15 protein-coding genes and 1 pseudogene are annotated in these 14,230 nt (G+C 69.6%); 9 read left to right on the plus strand and 7 right to left on the minus strand.

The window, feature by feature from the left end:
- Nucleotides 1-4: 4 nt before the first annotated feature.
- On the minus strand, nucleotides 5-661 hold the full coding sequence (locus tag OHA98_RS33535) for an ATP-binding protein (RefSeq protein ID WP_266932512.1): 657 nt from the start codon (nucleotides 659-661) through the stop codon (nucleotides 5-7).
- A gap of 203 nt (nucleotides 662-864) precedes the next feature.
- Here OHA98_RS33535 and OHA98_RS33540 point away from each other — a divergent pair, with 203 nt between their 5' ends.
- Together OHA98_RS33540 and OHA98_RS33545 are read left to right on the plus strand one after the other, a co-directional pair.
- Nucleotides 865-1,710, plus strand: a complete 846-nt coding sequence (locus OHA98_RS33540) for a helix-turn-helix transcriptional regulator (RefSeq protein ID WP_266931372.1) — start codon at nucleotides 865-867, stop codon at nucleotides 1,708-1,710.
- A complete protein-coding gene (locus OHA98_RS33545) occupies nucleotides 1,710-1,907 on the plus strand; it encodes a DUF397 domain-containing protein (RefSeq protein ID WP_266931374.1) in 198 nt (65 codons plus the stop codon). Before OHA98_RS33540 ends, OHA98_RS33545 begins: the two co-directional genes overlap by 1 nt.
- A gap of 32 nt (nucleotides 1,908-1,939) precedes the next feature.
- Here OHA98_RS33545 and OHA98_RS33550 read toward each other — a convergent pair whose 3' ends face one another.
- A complete protein-coding gene (locus OHA98_RS33550; RefSeq protein WP_266931376.1) occupies nucleotides 1,940-3,181 on the minus strand; it encodes a helix-turn-helix domain-containing protein in 1,242 nt (413 codons plus the stop codon).
- 91 nt (nucleotides 3,182-3,272) lie between these two features.
- Here OHA98_RS33550 and OHA98_RS33555 point away from each other — a divergent pair, with 91 nt between their 5' ends.
- A complete protein-coding gene (locus tag OHA98_RS33555; protein WP_266931378.1) occupies nucleotides 3,273-3,506 on the plus strand; it encodes a DUF397 domain-containing protein in 234 nt (77 codons plus the stop codon).
- A gap of 19 nt (nucleotides 3,507-3,525) precedes the next feature.
- Here OHA98_RS33555 and OHA98_RS33560 read toward each other — a convergent pair whose 3' ends face one another.
- The 3 genes from OHA98_RS33560 to OHA98_RS33570 form a co-directional block, all read right to left on the minus strand.
- On the minus strand, nucleotides 3,526-4,548 hold the full coding sequence (locus OHA98_RS33560; protein WP_266931380.1) for a transcriptional regulator: 1,023 nt from the start codon (nucleotides 4,546-4,548) through the stop codon (nucleotides 3,526-3,528).
- A gap of 1 nt (nucleotide 4,549) precedes the next feature.
- Nucleotides 4,550-5,692 carry a hypothetical protein gene (locus OHA98_RS33565; protein WP_266931382.1) on the minus strand — a complete coding sequence of 381 codons (1,143 nt, stop codon included), beginning with the start codon at nucleotides 5,690-5,692 and terminating at the stop codon, nucleotides 4,550-4,552.
- 152 nt (nucleotides 5,693-5,844) lie between these two features.
- A complete protein-coding gene (locus OHA98_RS33570) occupies nucleotides 5,845-6,237 on the minus strand; it encodes a hypothetical protein (protein ID WP_266931384.1) in 393 nt (130 codons plus the stop codon).
- A gap of 210 nt (nucleotides 6,238-6,447) precedes the next feature.
- On the opposite strand from OHA98_RS33570, the gene OHA98_RS33575 reads away from it, so the two are divergent.
- From OHA98_RS33575 to bla, 5 genes are all read left to right on the plus strand, one after another.
- The gene (locus OHA98_RS33575; RefSeq protein ID WP_266931386.1) at nucleotides 6,448-6,759 is read left to right on the plus strand and encodes a helix-turn-helix transcriptional regulator; all 312 of its coding nucleotides are present in this window, start codon (nucleotides 6,448-6,450) and stop codon (nucleotides 6,757-6,759) included.
- A gap of 141 nt (nucleotides 6,760-6,900) precedes the next feature.
- On the plus strand, nucleotides 6,901-8,130 hold the full coding sequence (locus OHA98_RS33580; protein ID WP_266931388.1) for an MFS transporter: 1,230 nt from the start codon (nucleotides 6,901-6,903) through the stop codon (nucleotides 8,128-8,130).
- A gap of 175 nt (nucleotides 8,131-8,305) precedes the next feature.
- The gene (locus tag OHA98_RS33585; protein WP_266931389.1) at nucleotides 8,306-8,908 is read left to right on the plus strand and encodes a hypothetical protein; all 603 of its coding nucleotides are present in this window, start codon (nucleotides 8,306-8,308) and stop codon (nucleotides 8,906-8,908) included.
- Between the two features lie 36 nt (nucleotides 8,909-8,944).
- Entirely contained in the window at nucleotides 8,945-9,511 is a 567-nt protein-coding gene (locus OHA98_RS33590; protein WP_266931390.1) for an NADPH-dependent FMN reductase, read from the plus strand.
- Nucleotides 9,512-9,698: 187 nt separating this feature from the next.
- On the plus strand, nucleotides 9,699-10,661 hold the full coding sequence (bla, locus tag OHA98_RS33595; protein WP_266931392.1) for a class A beta-lactamase: 963 nt from the start codon (nucleotides 9,699-9,701) through the stop codon (nucleotides 10,659-10,661).
- A gap of 168 nt (nucleotides 10,662-10,829) precedes the next feature.
- Here the strand turns inward: bla and OHA98_RS33600 are convergent.
- A pseudogene (locus OHA98_RS33600) lies at nucleotides 10,830-11,420 on the minus strand (TetR family transcriptional regulator); the annotation flags it as partial.
- A 169-nt stretch (nucleotides 11,421-11,589) separates the two neighbouring features.
- Between OHA98_RS33600 and OHA98_RS33605 the strand changes: the two are divergent.
- On the plus strand, nucleotides 11,590-12,939 hold the full coding sequence (locus tag OHA98_RS33605; protein ID WP_266931394.1) for an FAD-dependent monooxygenase: 1,350 nt from the start codon (nucleotides 11,590-11,592) through the stop codon (nucleotides 12,937-12,939).
- Between the two features lie 151 nt (nucleotides 12,940-13,090).
- Here the strand turns inward: OHA98_RS33605 and OHA98_RS33610 are convergent, their stop codons facing one another.
- Nucleotides 13,091-14,197 carry a phosphotransferase family protein gene (locus OHA98_RS33610; RefSeq protein ID WP_266931395.1) on the minus strand — a complete coding sequence of 369 codons (1,107 nt, stop codon included), beginning with the start codon at nucleotides 14,195-14,197 and terminating at the stop codon, nucleotides 13,091-13,093.
- Nucleotides 14,198-14,230: the final 33 nt, after the last annotated feature.

Below are 14,230 nucleotides of genomic sequence, written 5' to 3' on the forward strand. Positions count from 1 at the left end.
CCCCTCACACGACTCCGCCCAGCTCGGCCTCGAAGTGCGTCTGCGCACGGTCCAGGGCTCCGTCCGGGTCGCAGCCGTGGGCCCGTAGCCAGTGGAGGAGGTCCGCGATGAGGTTGATCGCGGACTCCTCCGCCCTCGCCACACCGAGCCGCCCGTACGAGGCGTCCTCCGGCTCGACCACCGACCCCATCAGACCCAGCAGCGCTTCGGCCTTGGCGACCTGCGGCCCTTCGGCATGGTCGACCGACGAACGCAGACCGGTGACCAGTTCGCACCAGGTGACCTTGGAGTCGCCGCGCAGGTCGACACCCCAGCGCTCGGCGACCCCGTCCACCAGGGCCAGCCCCCGCCCGTCCTCCGATCCGTCCGCGACCGGACGGAGGACGGGAAGCACGCGTGTGTCCGGGTCGCTCACTTCGATACGAAGGCGACTCCCGTTCATCGAAACGGCCAGCCGGGCCGGGGTGCCCGGCCCCACGTGCTTGATCACGTTCGCCGCCAACTCGGAGACGCAGAGCTGTGCGTCATGCACCACGCCACCGAGGCCCCAGAGAGCCAGGTTCAGACCGATCGCGCGGCGCAGGCCCGCCAACTCCGCAGGTTCCGCCAGGAAGGGGAGAGCCCACGCCTTCCGAATCACACCGAAGCGACAGCCACCCATACAGATCACCACTCCCGCGACACCGACAGTCACCCAACGTGTCTGTCCACACAAGAAGAGTGACAGTGGAACTCTCATTTTGGAACTCTCAGACTGCGTCAACGGGAGCACTCCAAGCAGTGCACGCCCCCGGCGCACGCTGTCTTGCCCGCCGAACACCTCACCGTGCACCCTCTGAGGGATCTACGCGAAGGGCAACAGTCATGCCAGTCGGGCCCACCACCCGCAGACGTCAACTCGGCGCGGACCTACGCCGTCTTCGTGAACGCAAGGGCCTCACCCTGGAGGAGGCAGGGGCCCTGGTCGGCATCTCCAAGGCGACCTTGAGTCGCTACGAGAGAAAGGAAGGCACGGTCAAGTGGCCGGCGGTCGACGCTCTCTGCCGCGAGTACGACACATCGGACGATGAGCGTGCGTCGCTCGTCGCGCTGGCCAAGGGCGCCCGGATTCAGGGTTGGTGGCGTTCGCTCGCCGATCCGATCCCCGAGTCCATGAATCTCATGCTGACGCTTGAGGACGAGGTGGTCAGCGAGGACCACTACGCCTGCATGTACGTGCCCGGCCTCCTCCAGACACGCGCGTACGCGGAGGCTGTGCACCGGGCCTCGGAGATGCGGAGCACCGAGCAGGAGATCCACCACATGGTGGACATCCGCATGAGACGTCAGGAACTTCTGGCGCGGGACGAGCCCCCACACATCTGGGCAGTGATCGACGAAGCGGTCATCCGTCGTGTCGTGGGCGGCCGCTCCGTCATGCGCGAGCAGTTGAAGCACCTGCTCGACCTGACCGAACGACCCCACATCACCGTCCAGATACTTCCGTTCGAGGCCGGTGCCCACGCAGCCGCGGTCGGCAGCTTCGTCGTCCTCGGCGGGCCGACGCCCGAACTCGACGTCGTGTACGTCGACATCATCGGTGGTGGCCTGTTCATGGAGAAGCCGCAAGAACTGGCGCGCTATAAAATGGCGTTCGAGTATCTGCGCGCACAGGCACTGGACATCGACATGTCTGCCGCGCTCCTGGATCGGGCCTGCAGGGAGCTTTGATGGATCAAGAGAACGCGCACTGGTTCAAGTCCTCGTACAGCGGCGGAAGCGGCACCGAGTGCGTCGAGGTCGCCGACCTGCGCAACGCCGTGGGCGTACGCGACTCGAAACAGGCTCGGGGACCACACCTGACAGTGCGGCGCCACACCTGGTCCAGCTTCGTCACCGCCCTGGGGCTGCGACAACTCACCGCCTGAGCCCGCCGCTTCTCCGCCCGGCTGCGATGCGGTCAAGCGAGGACACCCAGGTGGGTGCCCACTTCCCTCATCTCTGTCGTGAGCGTGCGGCGCCTCTTGGTGATCTCCTCGAAGGTGATCGCGGCCGACGACTGGTGACGGAACCACTCGGGTGCGACATGGTCGAGCCGGGCCAACTCCTCCATGGCACCGGTCGGGTCACCCGTGCGCACCTGAGCCCGCGCGAGTTCGAGGTAGTACCGATTCCCGTCGTTGCTGCTCGGCTTCCCGAGCCGCTTCCAGCTCTTGGGCTGGAGGCTCTCCTCCTCGCTCGACTTGCGGACCACTGATCGCGCGTCGCCGACGATCATGAAGTCCTCAAGCTCTTTCATGGACGCGGTCACGGGACCGAACATCGACCAGTGGCGAAGAAGGTTCCGGTGCGCCGCACCCACGGCCCTGGCAGCGGTACCGGCAGCGCGGCGCAGCGCCTTCGCCTCTTCGGGACGGTTGTTACGGGCAGCCGCCGCCGCACCCTCCATCGCCAGGCCTCCCCACGTCGCGTACTCGTCGGGCGAGGCACCTTTGATCTTCGGCTCGACAACGTCCATCGTCGCGACAGCGATCTCCTCGGCCTCGTCGAAGCGCTCGGTACGCATGAGCATCCAGCACATCCCGCCGACGCCGGACGCGGCCGTCAGCGGCGCCTCGGCCCTCCGCGCGTCCGAGATGGCCTCCCGAATGGCACCGTGCGCGAGGTCGTACTGACGGATCTGCGTCAGGTAGCGCCCGACCAGTTGCAGCGCCTCCGATCGGGCGACCAGGGCTTCGATGTGGTCCTGACCCGATTCGTAGTACGCGACTGCCTCACTCACCGCGCGAATCAGCGCGGGCAGATCGGCCGCGATGCTCTTGTAGCTGTCACCGAAGTACAGCACCGCATGGTCGTGCGTCATGCGCCGAAGACGACGCAGGTCCGGCTCCTCACCGGCAGGCGCGCTCGCGGGGACAAGACCGATCGCCGGAGTGAGCGCGATGCGCAACTCGCGCAGATTCAAGCTGTTCGGATCGTCATGCCTGACGGGCTCCGGCGGACCGGCCGCCATGAGGTCCGACGTCTTTACCCCCAAGGCCCTGGCGATCTGATGAAGTGTCTCCATCCGCACCCCATCGGCACCCTGCTCGATGCGCCGGATGAGGCCGACCGAGAGCCCCGACCGACGCGCGAGCTGCTCCTGGCTGAGCCCACTCACCCGCCGGTATTTCCCTAGGTTGTCAGCGAGTTCGTCCGACATACGGCACCGCCCTTCGCCACCCAGCGTACGACTCGGGCCGTGCCCAACAGCTTCCCTCGGCCATGATCGAGCGCGTACGCAAGGAGATCCAATGGTTCCCCATATCCCGTCCGACGAGGCTCTGACCTGGTCCAAGTCCTCCTACAGCGGCGGCAACACCACCGAGTGCCTGGAGGTCGCGAGTCTTGCCCTGGGCGTGGCGGTCCGTGATTCCAAGCGGGCGGCCGGCCCTCGGCTGACGTTCGGAGCCACTGCTTGGGAGCAGTTCATCGAGGTCGTTCGCGACCAGGCTTCGGCGATACCCGTGAGCCGGCGTACGTCGTGACCCGTCTGCCCTCGCCGGATCAGCCGGCGAGGGCAGACGGGGCAATGCCGCGTGCCCGGTTGTACAGATCCCGGGCGGTCGGATTCTTCACGTGGGGGCGCAGAAGGCCGAACATCGCTCGTACACGGTCGTCCGCGCGCCCGGACTGAACCATGGGGTAGTCGTCAAGTGCCTGGTTCCAGGTCGCGCAGGCTGCTTCCAGATGGCCGAGCTCCAGCTGCCGTTCCGCGAGCGTTGCCCTGTGCCGGACCCGTGCGCGACGGTAGACGCCGAAGCGGAGCCTGTCGGACTGCTGCATGGATTCGACGGCGCCGGAGACGTCGCCGAGCCCATAACGCACCTGACTGATGTGGTAGTTGAGGGATGAGGGGTCGTACGAACCGAACGGCGCGCTGCGGGACTCCGCACGGTCCATGGCCGTTTCCGCTTCACGGATGAATCGCATCGCGCTGACACGGTCACCTGTCTGAGCGGCTGCGTGAGCCTGCTGTCCGGCGAGAAAGGCACGCATCCTCGGTCCGGCCTGCGGAGACGCGGCAGCGGCGGCATCGGCCAGCTGCATGGCCTTCGTTCCATGGCCAAGGTCCACAGCTTGCACACTCATTCCGCGCAGGGTGGTGCAGTAGGTGAGATGGTCCTCAGCCGCACCGGCCAGTTCGAGCGCCTTGATGTAGTACCGCTGTGCAAGGCCGTGGAGGCCTTCGTCGACAGCCATGTAGCCGGTCAGATAGAGGAGATCCGAAGCCGCGGAGAGCATCGCCTGCCGGACCGGAGTGGGAGCGTCAGCACGCAAGTAGGCCGCCACCGTGTTGACCATGAACGATGCCGCCATCGGGCGGGCATGACGGCCGCCGAACTGATCGTCCAGGTCCGAGACCCGCTCGGTCATGGCGACGACCATGTCGACTTCACTCATCCCTATGCGCGAGAGACGCCCGGACTGGGCTGCTTCCGCCCGGCCGATCACGTCAGGCCACCCGGGAATCGTCAGTGCCACGGAGAAGAGACCGGCGCCCAGGACTCCGCGACGGGAGGGCTCCATGTCACGCGCCCCCCAACGCCGCTGGTGCGAGGCCTTCTGCGGCTCTGACCGTGGCGAAGCGTTCGCGCCAGGGGGTGCCTTCGGGGAAGTAGTGGGTGCCGGTGTCCTGGAGCCAGTTCTCGTACGCCGTGGCCCGGCGGCACTCGGCGCATTCCGTTTCGTCGCCCAGGGGGCGGAAGACGTGCTCCTCGCCGGAGCCTGAGCTGGATTCGGAGCCCGAGTCGGAGCCCCAGCCCGAGCCCGCGCAGGCGATCAGGTCGCGGACCGGGGAGGGGGCCGGGGAGGAGGCCGGGGAGGGAGCGGAAGCGGGGCGGGGTACGGGTACGGGAGCGGGTTCCGGGCACTTCTGGGTCAGGCGGTAGCGGAGGAAGCCGACCGCCGAGCGGACGCCGCCCTCCGGGCGTTCGGCCAGTAACGCCTGGCGAAGGTCGGCCTCGCCCAGGCCGCGTTCCAGCCACTTCACCGCCTCCAGCGCCAGGTCGCGTGCCTCGCGGACTCCCAGGTGCAGTTCGCGGCGGGTGTGGCGCAGGGAGAGCAGGATGCGTTCGGCCAGGGCCAGTTGGGCCGGGTTCGGCGAGGGGGAGATCGCCTGGTTCGGGGATGAGCGTGTCTCGGGTGGGGCCGGGGAAGAGCCCGGGGAGGGATTCGGGGGGTACGGAGCCTGTGCGGTGGGCTGCGGGTCCGGATCCGCTTCGGAGGGTGGGTGGGGAGTGGTCTTATCTCTGTCGTCTTCTACCGGTTGATAGCCAGCAGTCTGCCGAGGGGTCGGCCGACCGACCGTCGGAGACTGCTCACTCGGTGGCGGGAACGTGGAGGGACCCTCTCTCAGGGTCGCTGCCTCGGCGCTCGTCAGCGGGATGTTCGTGAACAGTTGCTCGGTGGTCCAGCGGCCGCCCTCGATCTGGCTCCTCCACTCGTGCACGAAACCGTTCTCGATCAGCTGCCTCTTCGCCCGCTGGTACGAACGGCCCGTCATGTCCAGCCGGTTGGCCAGCTCGCTCAAAGGGCGGTTCCTGGCGGACTCGGGCAGGCCCTGGACATACAGGAGAAGGATCTTCGCATCGCTGCTCATCCGCCGCGTACGCACGACGTTGTTCGATGCCTTCGTATAGCCCGAAGAGGGCGCGATAACATGACGCAGCATTTCCGGTTGCCTCGCAGTGGCACTGGTGGTGTAGGCCCTCGCGTGGTGTTACAGCACCACCGGGGGCCGCTCCATGCGCCTACGTACGCACAGAGGGTGATTACCCCGTCACCGTACCGCACCGGCCTCATCTCCCACCACACGAGCGGGACTTACGCCAGCCGGAGCGAGCCGTGCCGGTGATTCGCCGGTGGGATCTCCACCAGGTCCGCCATGTCCACGCCGATGCCGCCGTCCGGACCGGAGTTGACCAGGCGCCGCAGCCGTCCCACCTGCGAGCGCAGCCGCTGTCTCGCCCGGCGCTCCTCCTGGGCCGACCAACGACCCACGCTCGCATCGCGGTTGTGGCGGGGGAAGCTGTACACCTGAACGTGGCGGCGCACCGCCCGGGGCCGCGGTCTGCGGCACTCGTCCGCCGCCTCGGCGAGGCTCCGGGCGCTGTAGCGCAGGTCGCGTACGACGACGCGGTGCCACGGGCCGCCGAAGCGTTCGTCGAACGTCTTCCTCGTCTGCGACGGGGGGAAGTGGTGAGCCGTGCGTGCCAAACGTTCCTCCCGTGGTGTGTACCCGGTCGATGGCGGCGGTCAGGCGGTGCAGCCGTTCCCTGGGGGCCTGCCGCCGGTCCGCCCATTGTCCTCGTACACGCGATTTGACTTGCTCCTACATATCGAGAAAGCTAGATACATAGCGTGAGGCCGATGGGCTCATGAAGATTCGAAGATTCGAAGATCCGAGGACTCGCAGAGAGGCGCCCCATGGACCCCCTGGCCGTGCACAAGGCCCTCGCCAATCCTTCCCGGCTGCAGTTCATGCAGTGGCTGAAGGACCCCGAGAAGTACTTCGACGAGGACTCCTACACACAACAGGGGCTGGGCTTCCACATCGGCGTGTGCGTGGGCGACATCCAGAAGCGGGCCGGGCTCGCCCAGTCCGTGGTGTCCGGCTACCTCCAGACCCTCAGGGACGCGGGCCTCCTCACCTCGGAGCGCGTCGGCAAGTGGACGTACTACCGGCGCAACGAGCCGGTGATCGCCGAGTTCGCCGCCCACGTACGCGACGAGCTGTAGCACCCCCGCTCCCAGCGCCCCGCCCCCGGCCCGTACACCCACGCCCGACCGCCGCGCTCCGCACCCCTGCGCCCCCGCGCACCCAGGAGGCGCTCCGGCGACTCCATATATCTACTTTTCTAGATTTAAAGAAAGGCCGTGATGAGAAAGACCTCCGCCGCCGTCCTGGTGCTCGCCCTGGGCGTGTTCGGCATCATCACCACCGAGATGGGCATCGTCGGTGTGCTCCCCCAGCTCTCCGCCGAGCTCGGCGTCCAGCCCTCCACCGCCGGCTGGCTCGTCGGGGCGTTCGCCCTGGTCATCGCGGTGACCGGGCCCTTCACGACACTGCTCGCCTCCGGGATCAACCGCAAGAAGGTGCTCGCCGCCGCGATCGCGGTGTTCGCCCTCTCCAACGCCGTGTACGCCCTCACCACCCAGTACGAGGTGATGCTCGCCTTCCGCATCATCCCGGCCATCTTCCATCCGGTCTTCTTCTCGGTCGCGCTGGCCACCGCCGCCCGCATGGCCATGAGCAAGGACAGCGAGGGCACGGCCGACACGGAGGACCCGGACGGATCCAAGGCCGCCACGCGGGCGACGACGACCGTCTTCGCCGGCGTCACCGTCGGGTTCGCCTTCGGGGTGCCGCTGACCTCGTACCTCGCCGAGCACCTGTCGCTCTCCACGTCCTTCTGGTTCGCCGCGCTCGTCAATCTGATCGCGTTCCTCGGGATCCTGCGCCTGCTCCCGGACATGCCGGTCGGACAACGCGTCTCGTACGGAACCCAGTTGAGCGTCCTCAAGCAGTCCCGGATGTGGCTGACCATCACGTCGGTCGTGTTCGTCTTCGCGTCGATGTTCTCCGTCTACGGCTACTTCGCGGAGTACCTGGGCGAGGTCACCGGCATGAACGGCTCGTGGGTCAGCGCCATGCTGATGGCCTTCGGCATCGTGATGTTCCTCGGCAACTTCGCCTTCGGCAGCCTGCTCCAGAGGAACCTCACCCGTACCGCGCTCGCCTATCCGGTCCTCTGCCTGCTCGTCTACGTACTCGTGTACGCGATCGGGCCACGGTTCGCCCCGATGGTCGTGGGCGTGCTGGTCTGGGGAGCCGTGCACTCCGGCGGGCTCATCGTCACCCAGAGCTGGCTGGGCCGCGACGCGCGCGACGTCCCCGAGTTCGGCAACAGCCTCTTCATCTCCTTCTCCAATCTCGGCATCACCCTCGGCACCGCGGTCGGCGGATGGGTCATCTCCTCCGCCGGTACGCGCCAACTGCCCTGGGCGGGAGCCGGGTTCGCCGTCGCCGCACTGGTCGTCATGCTGGTGCGCCTGAGCCTGGACCGGGCCGGGAAGCGGGCGTCGCGGATCGAGCCGGTGCCCGCCTGAGGGATCACAGAACCGGTGCCCAGGACCGGTGTCGCAGGACCGGTGTCGCGTGGACCGGTGCCCCGGGACCGGTATCGCGTGGACCGGTATCGCGTGGACCGGTATCGCAGGTCCATGGCCACGAGTCCGTAGCCCACAGGTCCGTTGTCACACTCCCTCCGTATGCTCCTGCCCCATGGCACAGACACTGATGATCTACAACGGCACGACCGACGAGACGGCGGACGAGCCGCGCACCGGAGGGATACCTCTCGTCCCCGCGGACTTCTCGTGGCCGCACTGCGATACCTGCGAGGGCGCGATGAAGTTCCTGGCGCACCTGCCGGTCGAACAGGGGGTGGTGTCCGTGTTCCAGTGCGAGAACGACCCCGGCCTGTGCGAGGAGTGGGAGGCCTTCGAGGGAGGCAATCGGGCCTTTCTGTTCCCGCGCGAGGGGCTGGTACCGGCAGCCGTCCCGGCCGAGGGCGATACCCTGCTGGGCGCGGTCTCGGCGATCAAGCTGGAGACCGTCGACGAGGACACGTACAACGACGCGCGCGAGCAGTACCGCCTGCGCAGCGGCAGGGGGCGCCTGGTGCTGGGGTCGCTGGGCGGTGAGGCGGACTGGCTCTACGAGGACCAGTGGCCCGCGTGCCCCGGCTGCGGGCAGCTCATGACGTTCGTCGGGCATCTGGAGGAGGGCAACGAAAACGCGACCGCCGCCAACTTCGGCGGAGGCTGCGGATACGTCCTGGTGTGCGACCCGTGCCGGTCTGCCGCGTTTCTCACGCAGAGCTGACGGAACAAGTCCGGTGCCGTCCGGAGTTCTGAGGACATGCCTACCTCACGCGTAGTCCTTCTGCTGTCCGGCAGCCTGCGGGCCGGGTCCTCCAACGAGACCGTGCTGCGCACCGCCGGGGACGTGGCCCCCGCCTCCGTACGCACGGTCTTCTACGAGGGCCTGGGGGAGCTGCCCCACTTCAACCCCGACGACGACACCGATCCACTGCCGAAGCCGGTGACGGAGATGCGGGCCGCGATCGATGCCGCCGACGCGCTGCTGATCTGTACGCCGGAGTACGCGGGGACGCTGCCCGGGTCGTTCAAGAACCTCCTCGACTGGACCGTCGGCGGCACCGAGATCGGTGACAAGCCCGTCGCCTGGCTGAACGCCGCCGCGCCCGGCCGGGGGGAGGGCGCATCGGCGACACTCCGCAGCGTGCTCGGTTACACGGGTGGGGCCGTCGTGGACGCGGCCTGCGTACGGGTCTCGCTCGACCGGAACACCGTCGGCGCGGACGGGATCAGCACCGATCCGGAGATCCGCCGGCAGCTGGCGGCCACGCTCGATGCACTGGTGGACGCGGCGGCCTCTGCCGCTGACGCTCCCCCTGCACCGTAGGTCCGCAGGTCCGCAGGTCCGTGGGCGTGGGGAGCGGAAGGGTGCGAGCTTCCGGTCCTGCCCGCGGTCTTTCCTCCGGTCATGCCCGCCGTCTCTCGTCCCGTCCTGCCCGCTGTGACGGTCTCCGGTCATGCTCCTCGCACGCTCCCGCCGATGGGCCCGACGAACGAACGGAAGTCCGCCCACCATGCGTACCCGCGTTCCCCGCCGCACCGCACTCACCTCCCTGACGGGACTCGCCGCGCTCCCCCTCGCCGGGTGCGGGACGGACAGCGGCAGACCGAAGGCCGCGACTCCTTCCGGAACCGGCTCCGGCTCCGGAACCGGGTCGGGGTCGGGCTCCGGCAGCCCGGAGCGGCCGGCCGGGCGTCGAACCGAGCGTGATTTCCGCGCACTTGAGCGCACGTACGATGCCCGGCTGGGCGTCTACGCGCTCGACACCGGCACCGGCCGGTACGTCACCCACCGGCCCGACGAGCGCTTCGCCTACGCCTCGACCTGCAAGGCCCTGCTCGCCGCGGCCGTCATGGACAGGATCTCCCTCAAGCAGCTCGACCGGCGCGTACGGTACGGGCGCGAGGTCCCCGTCGGACACTCGCCGGTCACCGAACGGCACGTCGGCGCCGGACTGACCCTGCGGGAGCTGTGCGACGCCGCCATCCGGTACAGCGACAACGGTGCGGCCAACCTCCTCTTCCGTGAACTCGGCGGCCCCCGCGGGCTGCAGAACGCGCTCGCCGCCCTCGGTGACCGCGTCACCCGCTGCGACCGCTACGAGGTCGAGCTGAGCGACGCCGTGCCCGGTGACCTCCGCGACACCAGCACCGCGCGCGCCCTCGCCACCGATCTGCGCGCCTACGTCCTGGACGACGCCCTCTCCCCCGACAAGCGCGCCCTGCTGACCGACTGGCTCAAGCGCAACACCACCGGCGACCGGACCATCCGCGCCGGCGCCCCGGACGGCTGGCAGGTCGGCGACAAGACGGGTACCGGCGGCTACGGCACCCGTAACGACATCGCCGTCGTCTGGCCCCCCGACGCCGCGCCGATCACCATCGCCGTTCTCTCCCGGCGTGACACGCGTGACGCGGAGCGCGACGACGCCCTCATCGCCGGTGCCGCCGAGGTGGCCCTCAACGCCCTGGCCTGAGCCCGGGGTCGTGCGGCCGCGTCAGTGGGTACTCGGCGGTACGGGGGACGGTGGCACGGCGGCCGGGGTCGCGGCGGCCGGGGTCGCGGCGGCCGGGGTCGCGGCGGCCGGGGTCGCGGCGGCCGGGGTCGCGGCGGTCGGGGTCGCGGCGGCCGGTGGCACGGTGGCCGGGCTTTCGGCGGTCAGGTAGCGCTGGACCGTCGGGGCCAGCCAGTCCGTGATCTCGTCACGGGTCATGGCGGCGGTGACCGGGAACCGCAGCACATAGCGGGTCAGGGCCATCCCGAGCATCTGGGAGGCGACCAGGGCGGCGCGTACGGGGGCCGTGGTCGGGGCGGGGCAGATCCGGGCGGCCAGCGGCAGCAGCTGCTGCTTGAAGATCTCCTGCATGCGCTCCGCGCCTGCCTGATTGGTGACGCCGACCCTGAGCAGCGCGGTCAGGGCGCCGTTCTGCTCCCAGAGGTCGACGAAGTGGCCCACGAGCGTGCGGCCCACCTCCGCCTCGGGGACCGTCAACAGATCGGGAAGGCGCAGGTCGACCGTGCAGGCGGCCTCGAAGAGCTGCTCCTTGTTGCCGTAGTAGCGCATCACCATCGACGGATCGATACGCGCGTCCTTGGCGATCGCCCTGATCGTGGCTCGTTCGTATCCATCGGCCGCGAAGCGTTCGAGTGCCGCGGTGAGAATGCTCGCGCGGGTGGTGTCGGAGCGGCGGGACCGCGGTTCCGGCGTCGGGTCCTGCTTCACGTCTCGCGTCATGTCAACAACCGTAGGCCAACGGACGAAGGCCAACAAGCGGAGGCCAACAGCTGTAGGCCAACAAGCGTTGACAGCCCCGGGGCAGCGTTCTACCGTTGACAACAAGCGTTGACCCACAGTCGTTGACCCACAAGCGTTGACCAACTGGCGTTGACCACGGGAGGCCACCATGAACGGCACCGTCACCATCGTTGGATCAGGACCCACAGGACTGCTGCTCGCCGGCGACCTCGCCGCCGCGGGCGTGCCCGTCACCGTCATCGAGAAGCGCCCCGCGGGCATCAGCAACCTGACCCGCGCCTTCGCCGTGCACGCCCGCACCATGGAACAGCTCGACGCGAGGGGCCTCGCCGACGAGCTCGTCACGACCGGGCGCAAGGTCACCGAACTACGGTTCTTCGGCTCGCTCGCCCTCGACCTCTCCAGGCTCCGCACCCGTTTCCCGTACCTGCTGGCCACACCGCAGTTCGAGGTGGAGAAGCTCCTGCTGCGCCGCGCGGTCGAGCACGGGGTCACCTTCCGGCACGGGGCGCGGGTCACCGGAGTCTCGCAGGACGACGAGGGCGTCACCGTCGAGTTCGCCGGTCAGGACGGAACCGCCGAAACCCTTCGCTCCGCCTACGTGGTGGGCGCGGACGGCATCCACAGCGCCGTCCGGGAGGCGATCGGGCTGCCCTTCCCCGGTCACTCCGTGATCAAGTCGATCGTGCTCGCCGACGTCAGGCTGACCGAGGAGCCGGCCCGCGCGGTGGCGGTCAGCGGTTCGGGGCAGGCCGTCGCCTTCGCCGCCCCGTTCGGCGACGGCTACTGGCGCGTGGGCGGCTGGCTCCGTGCCCACGCCGACGCCGCCGAGGACGAGCCCGTCGACCTGGCCGAGGTGCGCGCCGTCGTCGAGCAGGTCTTCGGCACCGACTTCGGTATGCACGACGTCCGTTGGACGTCCCGGTTCCACAGCGACGAGCGACAGGTCCCCCGGTACCGGGTCGGCCGCGTGCTGCTCGCGGGGGACGCCGCGCACACCCACTCGCCCGTGGGCGGCCAGGGCATGAACACCGGCCTCCAGGACGCCGCCAACCTGGGCTGGAAGCTCGCCGCCGTCATCAACGGCCAGGAAGCGGATGGGCTGTTGGACACCTATCACGCGGAGCGGCACCCGATCGGCCGGGACGTGATCCGCAGCAGCGGCGGCATGCTGCGCTTCGCGATGGCGCACACCCCCGCCTGGCGCGCGCTGCGTACCGTCGCCGCCCTCACCGTCGGCCGGCTGCCCGCCGCCGCCACCCGGCGCCTGCTCGGGAGGCTGAGCGGGATCGGCTACGCGTACGGACCGGGAGTCAGGCGGGTCCCCGACATCCGGCTCCAGGAGGGACGGATGTACGAGGCCCTGCGCGCCGGGAAGTTCGTACGGGTCCTGCCGCGCGGGCGGACGGAACCGGGTGACGAGCGCACGGCCGTCGTCCACTGGGCGAGCGACCGGAGGGACACGCTCCTGGTCCGCCCGGACGGCTACACGGCCTGAGCCGTCCGGGGTGCTCACCGACGTTCAGCCGCGGAGCACCCCGGACGGCCGCAGCTCGGTGGGCGCCACAGCCGCGGCTCAGTGGCGGCTCAGGTGCGGCTCAGGTGCGGCTCAGCGGCGGCTCAGCGGTGGCTCAGTGGTTGGCGGCTCCTCAGCCGCGGCTCAGGCGCTCCACGGCTCCCGTCAGCCCCTGCCACGCCTGCTCCGCGTCCTCCGTCGCCGCGTGCGGTGCGCGGAACACGTCGAGGCAGGCGGCCACATCGTCGAAGTCCCAGCGGAGCGCGTAGTGGGCGAGCAGTTCCCGGTCCGGGTGATGGCCGGTCAGCTCCTCGTAGCGGGCGAGGTCGTCAGGGTCCGGGGCACAGAGCCAGAGATCCCGTTCGGGCACCGCAAGGGCGACGGTGTCCCAGTCGAGCAGCAGGGTCCGGCCGCCCGGGTCCATGACGTTCCCGGGGTGCGGTTCGCCATGCGTCACGACCGTGGCGGGCGCCCGCCTGATCAGCCGCTCGGTCCGCTCGTCGAACTCGGCGAGCCGCTGCCGGAGCCGGAGCCGCACGGCACTGTCCGCCAGGAGCGCGCGGCAGCGTTCGGCGTACGGGCCGTGCTCCGGCGTGAAGGCGTCGTGAGGCGCGCGGAGCGCCGCGTCCAGCGGGGCGCGATCCGGAAGTCCCGGCCGGTGTACGGGCGTTGCGTCCGGCGGCGGCGTACGGTGCAGTGCCGCCAGCCGTTCCACAAGCGTGCGGCGGCGCTCCGGTGGCAGCACCTGCCCGAAGTGTCCTGCGGGCAGGTCCAGATGAGGGAAGACGCTCACCGCGTACCTGTCCCCGAGCCGGCGCACGGTCTCCCCCGCACCTGCCCCCGCACCTGCTTCCGACCCCGGCCCCGCGCCCATCCCTGCCTCCGCGCCCGACGCTGTTCCCGGCCCTGTCCCCGGCCCTGTTCCCGCTCCCGTCCCGGCCCCGGACGTCCGAAGCGGCGCGACGACGAAGTCCAGGCCCGCCTCCGCGCTCAGGGAGGCGGCCGTGTCCATCGCGCGCCGCAGCCCTTCCCAGGCCGCTTCCACGCCCTCGCCGCAGTACGGCTTGTGCGCCAGGTCCGCCACCGTCACGAACCAGCGCCGCCCGTCGGCGTCGAGCGCGGTCCAGTGGTGATCGCCGAACCCGACAGGCGTGTAGGTGAGCGACGCGGGGGCCACGGCCCAGGCGGCGAGGGTGTCCGCGAGGGCGGAGACGTCGAGATCGGTGGGCTGATCCTTCATACCGGTCACCCTAACGAAGCCGCCGGACGGCCT

It is taken from the genome of Streptomyces sp. NBC_00654 (assembly GCF_026341775.1).
In the GTDB taxonomy this organism is placed as follows: Bacteria; Actinomycetota; Actinomycetes; order Streptomycetales; family Streptomycetaceae; genus Streptomyces.

Coding starts and splice junctions, on each gene's coding strand:
- OHA98_RS33580 (WP_266931388.1), top strand. CDS start 6,901: ATGAGAAAGACCTCCGCCGCCGTCCTGGTGCTCGCCCTGGGCGTGTTC.
- bla (WP_266931392.1), top strand. CDS start 9,699: ATGCGTACCCGCGTTCCCCGCCGCACCGCACTCACCTCCCTGACGGGA.
- OHA98_RS33590 (WP_266931390.1), top strand. CDS start 8,945: ATGCCTACCTCACGCGTAGTCCTTCTGCTGTCCGGCAGCCTGCGGGCC.
- OHA98_RS33575 (WP_266931386.1), top strand. CDS start 6,448: ATGGACCCCCTGGCCGTGCACAAGGCCCTCGCCAATCCTTCCCGGCTG.
- OHA98_RS33565 (WP_266931382.1), bottom strand. CDS start 5,692: ATGCTGCGTCATGTTATCGCGCCCTCTTCGGGCTATACGAAGGCATCG.
- OHA98_RS33535 (WP_266932512.1), bottom strand. CDS start 661: ATGGGTGGCTGTCGCTTCGGTGTGATTCGGAAGGCGTGGGCTCTCCCC.
- OHA98_RS33550 (WP_266931376.1), bottom strand. CDS start 3,181: ATGTCGGACGAACTCGCTGACAACCTAGGGAAATACCGGCGGGTGAGT.
- OHA98_RS33545 (WP_266931374.1), top strand. CDS start 1,710: ATGGATCAAGAGAACGCGCACTGGTTCAAGTCCTCGTACAGCGGCGGA.
- OHA98_RS33605 (WP_266931394.1), top strand. CDS start 11,590: ATGAACGGCACCGTCACCATCGTTGGATCAGGACCCACAGGACTGCTG.
- OHA98_RS33610 (WP_266931395.1), bottom strand. CDS start 14,197: ATGAAGGATCAGCCCACCGATCTCGACGTCTCCGCCCTCGCGGACACC.
- OHA98_RS33560 (WP_266931380.1), bottom strand. CDS start 4,548: ATGGAGCCCTCCCGTCGCGGAGTCCTGGGCGCCGGTCTCTTCTCCGTG.
- OHA98_RS33585 (WP_266931389.1), top strand. CDS start 8,306: ATGGCACAGACACTGATGATCTACAACGGCACGACCGACGAGACGGCG.
- OHA98_RS33540 (WP_266931372.1), top strand. CDS start 865: ATGCCAGTCGGGCCCACCACCCGCAGACGTCAACTCGGCGCGGACCTA.
- OHA98_RS33555 (WP_266931378.1), top strand. CDS start 3,273: ATGGTTCCCCATATCCCGTCCGACGAGGCTCTGACCTGGTCCAAGTCC.